Genomic DNA, 12,597 nt, shown 5'->3' with positions numbered 1-12,597 from the left:
GCTCAGGCGGGGCGGAACTGCATCGCCACGCCGTTCATGCAATAGCGCAGGCCCGTCGGCGCGGGGCCGTCGTCGAAGACGTGGCCCAGGTGCCCGCCGCAGCGCGCGCAATGCACTTCGGTGCGGATCATGCCCAAAGTGCGGTCGCGGGTCGTGCCGATGCCCCCCGCCAGCGGTCGATAGAAGCTCGGCCAGCCGGTACCGCTTTCGAACTTGGTGTTGGAAGCGAACAGCGGATGGCCGTCCGCGGCGCAGACGAAGCTCCCGCGCCGATGTTCTTTGAGTAGCGGTGACGTCCCTGGTCTCTCGGTGCCGTGCTCGCGCAGCACGTGGTACTGCGCGGGAGTCAGTCGGCGGCGCCATTCGGCATCGCTGTAGCTGACCGGAAAAGCCGCGGCCGCGGCTGGATCGCTGCCGCAGGCGGCGAGCGCGGGAAGCGCCGCCGAGGCCGATAGCCAGGTCAGGAAGCGGCGGCGCGGAAGGGCGGTTTGCATTCCACCAAGATCGGTCGCCCACCGGCGATCGTCAATGCCCGTGCTGGCCAGCTCAGGCGCGCGTCTTTCGCGTGAACAGGCGCCGCCGCCCGGGCTTGCTCCCCTGCGGCCCCGACTTCATCACGCGCTTGCGGAACAGGCGCGAGCCCATGCGCACGAGCAGGACAACCCACAGTACCTGCCAGCCGATCGCGGCGAGATGCGGCCAGACCGCACCGTCTTGCGCCGCGCGCGCGAGCATCGCGAAGGGCGAGGAGAACGGCACGAGCACTGCGGCAAGCTCGATCGGCGAGCCCGGACGCGTCATCGCATAGGTCGCGAAGAAGAAGACGAAGAGCTGCAGCATCGTCGCGGGCATCGACAGAGTCTGCACCTCGCGCACGGTCGTCGCCATCGAGCCGATCGCGAGGAAGACCGAGCCGATCAGCAGATAGGCCATGGCGAAGTAGACCGCGCCCAGCGTCAGGAACAGCGGCCAACCAACCGCCGGATCGGCCAGGCTTTCGAGCGATTGGCCGCCGGCGAGGAGTACCGCACCACCGGTCACGCCCCAGACGCCGATGCCGACGAGCGAGACCCCGAGCATGGCGAAGAGCTTGCCGAAGAACACCGCGTCCATCGGGATCGCCGCGGCCAGGATCTCGATGATCTTGTTGCCCTTCTCCTCGACCAGGTTCGACAGGACCATGCCCGCCAGCAGCATCGTCAGCAGGAACAGCAGGGTCTGCCCGGCCTGGGCCGTGCGCATGCGCGTGTCGGTCTTGTCGGCGGTCGTGGTCGTCTGCGTGCTCGCGAGCGTGACGCTCGGATAGGTCTTCGGCCCGCGCCCGAGCGCCTGGGCCGCGACGATCGAGACCGGCCCCTGCCACCACTCGATGCGCTCCTTGGGACCTGTCAGCACCAGCGCCGCGGGCGAACCGCTGGCGATCGCCGCGAGATTGGCGCCCGTGCCCTTGAGCGCTTCGCCCGGATCGAAGGCCTCGTCCGGCGCGAGCCGTCGGACCACGACGAATTCGGGCAGGCTGGCGCCGATGCGCGGATCGAGCGCGGTCCGTGCCGCGATCATCGCATCGGCGTCGGCCGTCTGCATCGCGATGCCGAGCACGGGTTGCGCGGCGCTCTCCTGGACCTTCTGGCCAATGCCGCCGGCGAGCACGCCCACAAGCACGGGGAACAACGGCCCGAGCAGGAAGAAGATGAAGCTCCGGCTGAACAGGATCGCGGTGAAGTCGCGCCGCGCGATGACGAGCGCGGCGGCGAAGGTCGAGAGGCGGCCTACGGCACGGCTGGTCATGCGCGTTCCTCCGTTTCGCCTTCTTCGAGCGCGCGTGCCGCGGCCTCGCCGGCGATGGCGACGAAGGCGTCGTGCAGGCCGGCGCGCTCGATCGACAGCGAGAGGATACCTGCCTCGCCCTCGATCAGCGCGCGCAGCAGCGGCTCGATGCCGCTCTCGGGCAGGGTGAAGTTCCAGAACCGGCCTTCGCGACGCGCGTCCGCGGGCAGGGCGGTGCGCCAGGCACCGTCTTCTGCGCGCGTCTCCAGCCGCACCTGCGGGCGGATGCGATCGCGCGCCAGGTCGACCGGGCCGGCAAAAGGCACGCGGCCGCCGGCGATGATCGCGACCTCATCGCAGAGGCGTTCGGCATGGGCGATGACGTGGGTCGAGAAGATCACCGTCGTGCCCTTTTCGGCGAGCCCGCGGATCATCTTCTCGAGCTTACCCTGGTTGAGCGCGTCGAGGCCCGAGAAGGGTTCGTCGAAGATAACCAGCCGCGGTTCGTGGACCAGAGTGCCGAGGATCTGCACCTGCTGTGCCATGCCTTTCGAGAGCTGGCGGATCTGGCGGTCGATCGCATAGCCGAGGCCGTGCTCCTCGAGCAGCGCCTTGCCGCGTTTGCGGCCTTCGGCCAGCGGCAGCCCACGCAGCGCGCCGACAAAGGCGATCGCCTCATAGGCCTTCATCGCCGGATAGAGCCCGCGCTCTTCGGGCAGGTAGCCGATCGCGTGGGCGACGTCGTGCGGCCGCTCGGCGCCGAGAATGCGGCGCAGGCCGGCGTCGGGATCGATGATGCCCAACAGCATGCGCAGGGTCGTGGTCTTGCCCGCGCCGTTGGGGCCGAGAATGCCGTAGATCGCGCCTTCGGGCACGGCCAGGTCCACCCCGTCGACCGCGGTGAAATGGTCGAATCGCTTGATCAGCCCGCGGGCCTCGATGGCGAGCGGTCTGCCGCCGGCTGCTGCGTTGCCCGCCAAGCCCTGATCCCCTAGGTCCATCTTCATAGCCTGTGCGATAAATCCGCGGCTGTGAATAGGAACCTGACGGACATTGGTTAACCCCGAAGTCATTGCTGCCCTGCGCGCCGACCTGGCCGCCGAAGCCGCGCGGCTGGGCTTTGCGGCATTCGGCGTCGCACCCGCGAGCGAGAACGCGCGCACCGCGCTGCGGTTCGACGACTGGCTGGCCGAGGGGATGCACGGCTCGATGGACTGGATGGAGGCGCGCGCGCACCACCGCCGCTCGCCGCAGGGGCTCTGGCCCGAGGCGCAGCGGGTGATCGGCTTGGGCATGAGCTATGCCCCGGCGACCGATCCCACGGTGCTCGCGGCCTATCCCGATCGCGCCCGGATTTCGGTCTATGCGCAAGGCAAGGACTACCACGACGTCGTCAAGAAGGCGCTCAAGGCGCTGGCGCGCTGGCTGGTGGAGGCCGGGAAGAAGCGCGGGCTGGGCGACGTCGGCGTCAAGGTGTTCGTCGATACCGCGCCGGTCATGGAAAAGCCGCTGGGCGAGGCGGCGGGGCTTGGCTGGCAGGGCAAGCACACCAATCTGGTCAGCCGCGACCACGGATCGTGGTTGTTCCTCGGCGCGATCTACACGACGCTCGAACTGCCGCTCGACGAACCCGGCGAGGACCGCTGCGGCTCGTGTCGGGCTTGCCAGGACGCCTGCCCGACCCAGGCCTTTCCCGCACCCTACCGGCTCGATGCGCGGCGCTGCATCTCCTATCTGACGATCGAGCACAAAGGCCCGATCCCCGAGGAATTCCGCGAAGCGCTCGGCAACCGCATCTACGGCTGCGACGACTGCCTGGCCGCCTGCCCGTGGAACAAGTTCGCCGACGAGGCCCACGCAATGCGCCAGTTCCTCCCGCGCGCCGAACTCGTCGCGCCGCGGCTGGCCGAACTGCTCGCGCTCGACGATGCGGGCTTCCGCGCGCTGTTCTCGGGCTCGCCGATCAAACGCGTGGGCCGCGACCGCTTCGTGCGCAATTGCCTGATCGCCGCGGGCAACAGCGGGGATGCGGGTCTGCGCGACGTGGTCGCGGGACTGCGCGCCGATCCTGATCCCGTCGTCGCCGAAGCGGCGGACTGGGCCTTTGCGCGGCTTGCGGCTATGACGGGCGCCTGATCACCGGGGGAGCGGGGACATGACATCACGCGTGGCAATGGGTTTCGTGCTGGCCATCGGTGCCGCTCTGCTGGCGCCCGCGGCGCAGGCACGCGGGATCGACTGTAGCAAGGCGACGACGCGGCTCGACAAGATCATCTGCGCCGATCCGCAGATGCGCGAGTACGACGGACGGATTGCGACCGCCTATGCCTCCGCACTGACCGTGTGGAACGGTGCGATCGCCGCCTATGTGCGCCGCGACCAGGCGGCCTGGCTCAGCGCCTTCCGCGCGATCGGCGTCGATGACAACGGCGGCTGCACGCTCGACGACCGCGATTGCATCCGCGCGGAAATGCTGCACCGGACCGAAGACGTCGAAAGCGGCACCTACGTTCACAGCGGCGTCTACCTCGCCGCCGATGGCCGCAAGCTGCTGCTCACGCCGCGCCGGGCCAACGGCTATGCGCTGCGCGTGTTCAAGCTGCCCGATCGCAACGTCACCTCGCTCGACGAGGAGCGCGCGGCGCTGTGGGACGGGCCGAATGCGATGGTCGCAAAGATGGGCGACGCCAACGGCGCGCCGCTGCCCAAGGCCTGCACGCTGCGGCTCGTGCCGACGCCGCTGGCGATCGCGGTGACCCAGACGGGCGCCTGCGACGGGCACAGCTATGCGGGCAGCTATCGCCGCGATCTGAAGCAGACCCTGGCCGACTATCAGTTGGAGCTGTTCTGACCGTGCCCCCGCCTGAGCGGGGGCGGCGGGATTACAGCAGTTCCTTGAGCGGAACCGAGGCGTCAGCGAGCTGGGCGAGGTCGGGGCTCGCGCCCGCCTCGACCAGCTTGCGGCCCTGGACATAGTCCTTGACCATGTTGACGCAGTCGAGCGCGATGACCTTGCCGCCCTTGAGGTAGACCACCGAGAACGAGCGATCGTCGGGATTGCCGCGCAGCACGGTCTGGTCGAAGCCGACCGAGAGCCCCGCGGTCTGCAGGCGCAGGTCATACTGGTTCGACCAGAACCAGGGGAAGGCCTTGTAGGGCTTCTCGTCGCCGAGGATCGCCTTGGCGACGCAGGTCGCCTGATCGTTGGCGTTCTGCACCGATTCGACACGCATCACCGTGCCCGCGGCATATTCGACCGCGAAAGCCGCGCAGTCGCCGATGGCATAGACGTCCGGCAGCGAGGTCCGGCAATATTCGTCGATGTCGACGCCGTTGCCGCCCGAAGCGCCGGCGGCAATCAGCGCGCCGACCGCGGGGACGATGCCGATGCCGACGATCACCGCGTCGGCAGGAAGCACGGTACCGTCGGCGAGCTTGACCCCGTTGACCCGGCCTTCACCGACCAGGCCCTCGACTGCCACGCCGGTGCGCAGGTCCACGCCGTGATCGCGGTGCTCCTTTTCGTAAAATGCCGAGAGCTCTTCGCCGGCGACGCGTGCCAGCACGCGCGGCAGAGCTTCGAGCAAGGTGACATTGCAGCCGAGCTTGGTCAGCACGGCCGCGGCCTCGAGGCCGATATAGCCGCCGCCGATGACGACGATGTTCTTCACGCCGCCGTCGATCTCGCCCATCAGCTGGTCGCAGTCGGCGCGCGTGCGCACGGGGTGCAGGCCGGCGAGGTCCGAGCCCGGGCACGAGAGGCGCCGCGGATCGCCGCCGGTCGCCCAGACGAGCTTGCCGTAGCCCAGCGTCTTGCCGTTCGAGAGCGTGACCTGCTTGGCCGCGGGATCGACCGCGGTGACTTCGGTGTTGAGATGGAGATGGACGTCCTTCTCTTCCCAGAAGGCTGGCGGACGGATGTAGAGTCGGTCGAAGGTTTTCTCGCGCGCGAAGTATTCCTTCGACAGCGGCGGTCGCTCGTAGGGCGGCTCGGGCTCGCGCCCGATCATCACGACCGACCCGGTGAACCCCCCCTGGCGCAGTGCGATGGCGCACTGCGCCCCGCCATGACCCGCACCCACGATGACGACGTCTGCTTGATCCATGCCCGCTCGATTGGCGAAAATCGGGACCGCGTCAATGGGGGCATTACCGGATTGTGATCCTTTGTGGATCATAGGTTGCGAGAGGCAATGCGCTCATCCTCCCCGGAACGGGGAGGATCTGTCCTTACCGCGCCAGCAAGTTCCGGGCCTGGCTGGCGAGCTGGGCGAGGATCGCGGGTGATACCGCCACGGCGGTCTGCGCCCGGGCGATCATTGCGCGGAACTGGCGCACCGCGCCCGCTTGCGCCTCGGCCCAGCGATCGACCGTGGCAACCGGATCGCCCTTCTTGGTCACCGTGCGGTGGAGGAAATCGAGCCGCATCTGCTGGAAATCGCGCGCGAGGCCGGCGACGAGCAGGCGCTCCCACGAATCCGACGGGTTCATGCGAACGGCCGCCGCCTGGGCCCAGTCGAGCCCGAGCCGCGCGCCCAGGTCGATGAAGCCCGCGGTCAGCGCCGCCGCGGTGACGCCGATGTCGCGCGCCAGACTGGCGAGGCCGACCGCGCCGTCCATGTCGAACACGTGCGCGACCATGCCGGTCTCCGCATCGGGTGCGCCGGTGGCACCCAGTTCACTGCGCAGCCGCGTGGAGCTCGCGCGTCCCTCGCTGCCGAGCAGCTTCTGTGCGGCCTTGGCGAGCTGGTCGACGCCCGGTTGGAGCGCTTCGATGAGCACCGAAGGATGCGTCTGCCCGCCGCCTGCGCGCAAGAGGTCCGCGATCTGCGGGCGCAGCGCCGCGGCGGCGCGGTCGAACAGCTGGATGCGCGCGGCCTCGGGCATCTCGCTGGTCTCGATCGCCTGCCAGACCTTGTCCATGCCGAACAGGCGCTCGGCGGCGACGAAGCCCGCGCAAACCTGCGCCAAAGTCGCGCCTTCCTGTTCGACCAGCTCGAGCGGATGCACGATGCCGAGTCGGTTGATCATGCGGTTGGCGAGCTTGGTGGCGATGATCTCGCGCCGCAGCCGGTGCGAGAGGATGTCGCCCTCGAACTTGCGGCGCATCTGCGGCGGGAAGGCGGCGAGCAGGTCTTCGGTCAGGCCGGGGTCGTCGGGCAGCGAGCTTTCCTCGAGCCCGCCCTGGACCGCGAGCTTGACGCTCGACAACAGCACGGCGAGTTCGGGCCGGGACAGGCCGAAGCCTTCTGCCGCGCGGCGCGCCAGGGTCTCGTTGTCGGCGAGGCCCTCGGTCTTGCGGTCGAGCTGGCCGCGCTCCTCGAGCATTTCGATCACGCGGATGTACGACGGGGTTGCTGCCGGTCCGGGCGCTTCGGCGATCGACAGGCCGAGTGCCTGGAGGCGGTTGTCCTCGAGCACCAGCGCGGCGACGTTGTCGGTCATGTCGCCGAGCAGCTTGACTCGCGCCGTTTCGGTCAGACGTCCCTCGCGCTTGGCCGAAGCCAGTGCGATCTTGATGTTGACCTCGTTGTCCGAGCAGTCGACGCCGGCCGAATTGTCGATGAAGTCGGTGTTGATCCGGCCGCCCGCCTGCGAGAATTCGATGCGCCCGGCCTGGGTGCAGCCCAGGTTGGCGCCTTCGCCGATGACATGGGCGCGCACCTCGCGGCCGTCGACGCGCAGCCCGTCGTTGGCCGGGTCGCCGACCTGGACGTTGTTTTCGCCCGCAGCCTTCACGTAGGTGCCGATGCCGCCGAACCAGAGCAGGTCGACCGGGGCCTTGAGAATGGCCGAGATCAGCGTCTCGGGATCGGTGCTCTCGGCGTCGATGCCGAGGACCTCGCGGACCTCCGCGCTCAGCGGGATCGATTTGAGCGAGCGCGGGAAAACGCCGCCGCCCTTCGAGATCAGCGCCTTGTCGTAATCGTCCCAAGACGACCGCGGCAGCGCGAACATCCGGTTGCGCTCGTCCCAGCTTTTCGCCGGATCGGGATCGGGATCGAGGAAGATATGGCGGTGGTCGAAAGCGGCAACGACCTTGAGCGCCTTCGACAGCAGCATGCCGTTGCCGAAGACGTCGCCCGACATGTCGCCGCAGCCGACGACGCGGATCGACTCGCTCTGCACGTCGACCCCGCGCTCGAGGAAGTGGCGCTGGACCGATAGCCAGGCGCCGCGCGCGGTGATGCCCATGGCCTTGTGGTCGTAGCCTTTCGAGCCGCCGCTGGCGAAGGCATCGTCGAGCCAGAAGTCCTTTTCCTCGGCCAGGGCGTTGGCCGTGTCGGAGAAGGTTGCCGTGCCCTTGTCGGCGGCGACGACGAAATAGGGGTCCTCGCCGTCGCGGATGACGACGCTCTTCGGATGGACGACCTTGCCGCCCACGATATTGTCGGTGATCGACAGCAGGGTGCGGATGAAGACCTGGTAGCTCGCCTTGCCCTCGGCGAGCCAGCCTTCGCGGTCGGCCGTCGGATCGGGCAGGCGCTTGGGATAGAAGCCGCCCTTGGCGCCGGTCGGTACGATTACGGCGTTCTTGACGCGCTGCGCTTTCATCAGCCCGAGAATCTCGGTGCGGAAGTCGTCGCGGCGATCGGACCAGCGTAGGCCACCGCGGGCGACCGGGCCGGCGCGCAGGTGGATGCCCTCGACCCGGCGCGAATAGACGAAAATCTCGCGCCACGGGACGGGTCGCGGCAGGCCAGGCACCTGGGCCGATTCGATCTTGAACGCGAGGGCCGTCTCGGGCGCGTTTCGCTGCGGCACGACGAAGGCATTGCTGCGCAGCATGGCTGCAACAAGCGCGCGGTAGTGGCGCAGCAAGCGGTCGTCGTTGATCGCCGAAACCTGCGCGAGACCGTCGCGAATCGCTTCCTCGGCCGCCGCCTCCGCCTTGGCCCTATCGCCGGCGAAAGCGGGATCATGGCGGGCGACGAACAAAGCGATCAGCCCGCGCGCCACCTGTGGTGCGTTGGCTAGCGCGTCGACCACCGTGACGATGCCGAAAGAGAGCGTCGCCTGACGCAAGTAACGATACCAGGCGCGCAGCCAGTTCGCCTCGTGGGCAGCGAGGCCCGTCGCGGTGATCAGCCGGTTGAACGCGTCGTCCTCGGCGAGGCCGTTGAGCACGGCGGCGATGGCGGCCTCGACTTCCGCGGCGCGCGCCAGCAGATCCGGTGCGGTCACTCCGCGTGGCAGGTCGAGCGTGAAGTCGTGGATCGCGCCGAGTTCGCCGCCGTCGGTCTCGGGGGCGTCGAGCAGGGTTGGCACGTCGCCGGCGACACGGAAGCCGAAATTCTCGAGCATCGGCACGGCGTCGGACAGTTCGAGCCGGCCGCGGCGCTGATAGAGCTTGAGCTGGACCTGCCCTCCGCCGCAGCCCTCGGGGCAATGGAACCGCGCGTCGCGGTGCGGCGCGTCGATGACCTCGACCGCCAAGCCGCGCAGACGCATGATGTCAGCTGCCGCCTCGGCCGGGCCGTAATCGGTGCGATAGGCCAGCGGGAACGCCTCGGCGAAACGCGCAGCCAAGGCCGCGGCGCGTGCGGGCGAATCGTGTTCGACGAGTTCAGCCTCGACCGCCGCCGGCCAGCCGCGCACCATCGCTGCGAAGACGCGGTCGAGTTCGGTTTCGTCGGGCGTGGTCGCGTCGTCGTCGATGTCGATGACGAAGCGCATGATTGCCAGGTTGGCGGCGATCTCGAGGTTCCAGTCGATCACCGGCGAATGCGCGGCCTCGGCGAGCAGGGCCTGGACCTGGAGCCGCAGCGCGGTCGACATCGCATCGCGCGGCAGCCAGACGAAGGCGTAGAGATGTCGATCGAGCGCCGAGCGCACGAGCAGGATGCGTGGCCGCGGGCGATCGACCAGGCTCATCATCGCGGTCGCGACGCGGGCCAGGTCGTCGGCCTCGAAGGCGATCAGCAGGTCGTGCGGCAGGGTGGTCAGGGCATGGACAAGCGCCTTGCCGTCATGCCCGCGCCGGTCGAAGCCGAAGCGCTGCATGAGATCACCCAGCGAGGCGCGCAGACCGGGCACCTGATCGGGCGGAGAGGCGAGGGCGGCGCTGGTCCAGAGCCCGGCATGGGCCGAGATCGCGGTAATCTTGCCATCCTCGACGACCGGCACGAACACGAGGTCCACGGGCACGCGGCGGTGGACGTGGCTGATCTCGTCGGACTTGAGGATCATCGGCGCCTGGGCGCGCTTGGCCTTGGTCTGGGCTTCGAACCAGGCGAAGGCGCGCTCGAAGGTCGTGGACGAGGGCATCACGCGATCGTCGAGGCGGCAGATCCCCAGCGCCTTGGTCTTGCGACCGTCGCGCGCGTAGAGAACGTGCCCGAGCTGGGTCATGCGTCCCTCGCGGAACCAGCGCAGCAGCGCGACACCTTCGGTTTCGGCATCGGCGCCGGCCTGAGCGGCGAGCCGATCGGCGTCGGCCGCCATTGCCGCCTGCATCTGCGGCCAATCTTCCACGGCGAGGCGTACTTCGTCGAGCGTGGCCGCCAGCGCCGAGCGCAGCCGCACGCGGGTGCGCGCATCGGCGCGCGGGGTCTCGACATAAACGATCGATTCGCGCTGAACCTTGTCGTTGTCGGGCTCGTCGGGGCCGAGCTCCTTCAGCTGACCGTCGGCGCCGCGACGGGTGGTGATGATCGGGTGGACCAGCCGGTCGATCGCCAGGCCCTCGGCATCGACCGTCGCGGCGATCGAATCGACCAGGAACGGCATGTCGTCGTTGACCACCGCGATGCGGGTGAGGCGCTCGGTGATCGCGCCGGTGACGGCCTCGACGACGATCGCCGATTGTCCCGGCTTACGGTCGAAAGCAGCCTCGAGCACGACGCGCGCAGCCTCGGCCAGGCCGGGCTTGCTGAAGCCCTCCTCGCCGGCCAGCAGCGAGGCCGACAACTGTTCGGCCATCGCGCTTGCCAGATGCTTCTGAGACGACATCGCTTCGCTCCCGTCCTGTTCGGCCCTTATCGCAAGGCCTCAATCGTCAATTGCAAGGAGCGTTCCCGCGCCTTGGGATCCCAGATGGCACCGGCGACGATGATTTCGTCCGCCCGTGTTCGTTCGATAAAGGCGATGACCTGGTCGCGCACCGTCGCCGGGCTGCCGATCGCGCTGGCCTGGCGCGCGAAATCGAGGCCTTCGCGAATGGCGGGCGGCAGGCTGTCGCGATAGCCGGGAACCGGCGGCTTGAGCTTGCCAGGATTGCCCGTGCGCAGCGCGACGAAGGACTGATCGCCCGAGGTCGAGAGCAGCCGGGCCTCGTCGTCGGTCTCTGCCGCGATCACGTTCATCGCCGCCATGACGTGGGGCTTGGCAAGCGTCTCGGACGGCTGGAAGCGCTCGCGATAGACGGTCAGCGCCTGGTCGAGCTGCGCCGGCGCGAAGTGCGAGGCGAAGGCGAAAGGCAAGCCGAGATGCGCGGCCAGGCTCGCGCCGAACAAGCTCGAGCCGAGAATCCACATCTCCACGGGCGCGCCGGTGCCTGGGGTAGCGGCGATGGGCAGAGCATGACCGGCGAAGCGCGCCTGCAGCTCGACAACGTCCTGCGGAAAGCGATCGGCGGCTTCCATCAGGTTGCGGCGCAGCGCCTGGGCGACCTTCTGATCGGCGCCTGGCGCGCGACCGAGGCCAAGATCGACGCGGCCGGGGAACAGCGCGTCGAGCGTGCCGAACTGTTCGGCAATGACCAGCGGGTTGTGGTTGGGCAGCATGATCCCGCCCGCACCGATGCGGATCGTCGACGTCGCATGACCGACATGCGCGAGCGCGACCGAAGTGGCGCCGCCAGCGATGCCTTCCATGCCGTGGTGCTCGGCGATCCAGAAGCGCCGATAACCGGCCCCCTCGGCGACCCGCGCGAGCGCGGCGGTCTCGGTGAGCGCTTGGCCGACCGTGCCGCCCTCGCGCACGGGGACGAGATCGAGGACAGAAAGCGGGATCATCGCGAGGGTTGCTCCGTGGGTTTCGGCGTTGGCTTGCTCGCCAGGGCCGGATCGAGCTGGGCCAGATAGCCCTTGGCGGTGGTCGCTTCGATGCTGCTCGGCGCGGTGGCGACGACCGATTGCCACGACCGGCGCGCGGCTTCGTCGCGCCCGGCCAGCACGGCGATGACGCCGGCTTCGAGCCCGATCGCAGGATCGGCCGGTTTCAGCGCGACGGCCTTCTCGATCCGGCTCTGGGCGTCGGCCAACCTGTTCAGCCGGCGCGAAAGCGTGGCGGAGAGCAGCCAGATCTCGGCATCGTTCGGCGCGGCATCGCGCGCCTGCGCCAGTGGCGCCTCGGCCTCGGCATCGCGCTTGAGTGCGACCAGGGCGCGGGCGCGCAGAAGCGCGACGAAGCCCGACATGGCGATGCTGTCGAGCGCGTCGGGGACCGTGGCATCAAGCGCGGTCAAGGCCGTCGCCGGATCGTTGCCGTTGAGCGCCGCTTCGCCCGCGGCGGCTCCCAGGCGCGCGCGCCACGACGGCGTCCGCGCATCCTGGCGCGCCGCGGCGAAGGCCGTGCCGGCCTCGTTCCAGCGGCCGGTCATGCCCAGCAGGGTCCCGAGACACTCGTTGGCCTTCGCGCGTTCGACGCCGGTGCTCCTCGCCGCCAAGGCGCGCGAGGCATCGGCGTCGGCGGCGAAATCGCCGGTCTGCGGGCAAACGGTCTCCGTCACGACCCGCGGGGCGGGGGCACCGGCGACCTTGGTCCGGTTGCGCGGCGGCCGCAGCGGCGTGGTGTCGCGCTCGTGCGGCAGCGGCGGGGCGGCGCCGGGCGTGTTGAGCGCGCCCACTTGGGCCGCGAGAAGGGCAAGTGCGAAGGACATTCCGGGCT

General features: G+C 69.2%; 9 protein-coding genes. 2 read left to right on the top strand and 7 right to left on the bottom strand.

Going from position 1 to position 12,597, the window contains the following annotated elements:
• Window positions 1-2: 2 nt before the first annotated feature.
• Genes msrB through WG901_RS09880 form a run of 3 tightly spaced genes read right to left on the bottom strand, consistent with a single transcriptional unit; the run spans window position 3 to window position 2,774 of the window.
• Complete coding sequence (gene msrB / locus WG901_RS09890) at window positions 3-494, bottom strand: peptide-methionine (R)-S-oxide reductase MsrB (protein ID WP_339586902.1); 492 nt, start codon at window positions 492-494, stop codon at window positions 3-5.
• 52 nt (window positions 495-546) lie between these two features.
• Window positions 547-1,788, bottom strand: coding sequence for an ABC transporter permease (locus WG901_RS09885; RefSeq protein ID WP_339586901.1), 1,242 nt, complete (start codon window positions 1,786-1,788; stop codon window positions 547-549).
• Window positions 1,785-2,774, bottom strand: a complete 990-nt coding sequence (locus WG901_RS09880) for an ABC transporter ATP-binding protein (RefSeq protein ID WP_339586900.1) — start codon at window positions 2,772-2,774, stop codon at window positions 1,785-1,787. Before WG901_RS09880 ends, WG901_RS09885 begins: the two co-directional genes overlap by 4 nt.
• A gap of 46 nt (window positions 2,775-2,820) precedes the next feature.
• On the opposite strand from WG901_RS09880, the gene queG reads away from it, so the two are divergent.
• Both queG and WG901_RS09870 read left to right on the top strand, forming a co-directional pair.
• On the top strand, window positions 2,821-3,903 hold the full coding sequence (queG, locus tag WG901_RS09875) for a tRNA epoxyqueuosine(34) reductase QueG (RefSeq protein ID WP_417602671.1): 1,083 nt from the start codon (window positions 2,821-2,823) through the stop codon (window positions 3,901-3,903).
• Between the two features lie 19 nt (window positions 3,904-3,922).
• The gene (locus WG901_RS09870) at window positions 3,923-4,618 is read left to right on the top strand and encodes a lysozyme inhibitor LprI family protein (RefSeq protein WP_339586899.1); all 696 of its coding nucleotides are present in this window, start codon (window positions 3,923-3,925) and stop codon (window positions 4,616-4,618) included.
• Between the two features lie 31 nt (window positions 4,619-4,649).
• On the opposite strand, the gene WG901_RS09865 is transcribed toward WG901_RS09870, so the two are convergent.
• From WG901_RS09865 to WG901_RS09850, 4 genes are all read right to left on the bottom strand, one after another.
• Window positions 4,650-5,873 carry an NAD(P)/FAD-dependent oxidoreductase gene (locus tag WG901_RS09865; RefSeq protein WP_339586898.1) on the bottom strand — a complete coding sequence of 408 codons (1,224 nt, stop codon included), beginning with the start codon at window positions 5,871-5,873 and terminating at the stop codon, window positions 4,650-4,652.
• A 124-nt stretch (window positions 5,874-5,997) separates the two neighbouring features.
• Window positions 5,998-10,719, bottom strand: a complete 4,722-nt coding sequence (locus WG901_RS09860; RefSeq protein ID WP_339586897.1) for an NAD-glutamate dehydrogenase domain-containing protein — start codon at window positions 10,717-10,719, stop codon at window positions 5,998-6,000.
• A gap of 26 nt (window positions 10,720-10,745) precedes the next feature.
• On the bottom strand, window positions 10,746-11,723 hold the full coding sequence (locus WG901_RS09855) for an LLM class flavin-dependent oxidoreductase (RefSeq protein WP_339586896.1): 978 nt from the start codon (window positions 11,721-11,723) through the stop codon (window positions 10,746-10,748).
• On the bottom strand, window positions 11,720-12,589 hold the full coding sequence (locus tag WG901_RS09850; protein WP_339586895.1) for a tetratricopeptide repeat protein: 870 nt from the start codon (window positions 12,587-12,589) through the stop codon (window positions 11,720-11,722). Before WG901_RS09850 ends, WG901_RS09855 begins: the two co-directional genes overlap by 4 nt.
• Window positions 12,590-12,597: the final 8 nt, after the last annotated feature.

This window comes from Novosphingobium anseongense, assembly GCF_037482895.1.
GTDB classification, from domain to species: Bacteria; Pseudomonadota; Alphaproteobacteria; order Sphingomonadales; family Sphingomonadaceae; genus Novosphingobium; species Novosphingobium anseongense.
The sequence above is the reverse complement of the archived record's forward strand: the minus strand, read 5'-3'. Positions and strand labels throughout refer to the sequence as shown.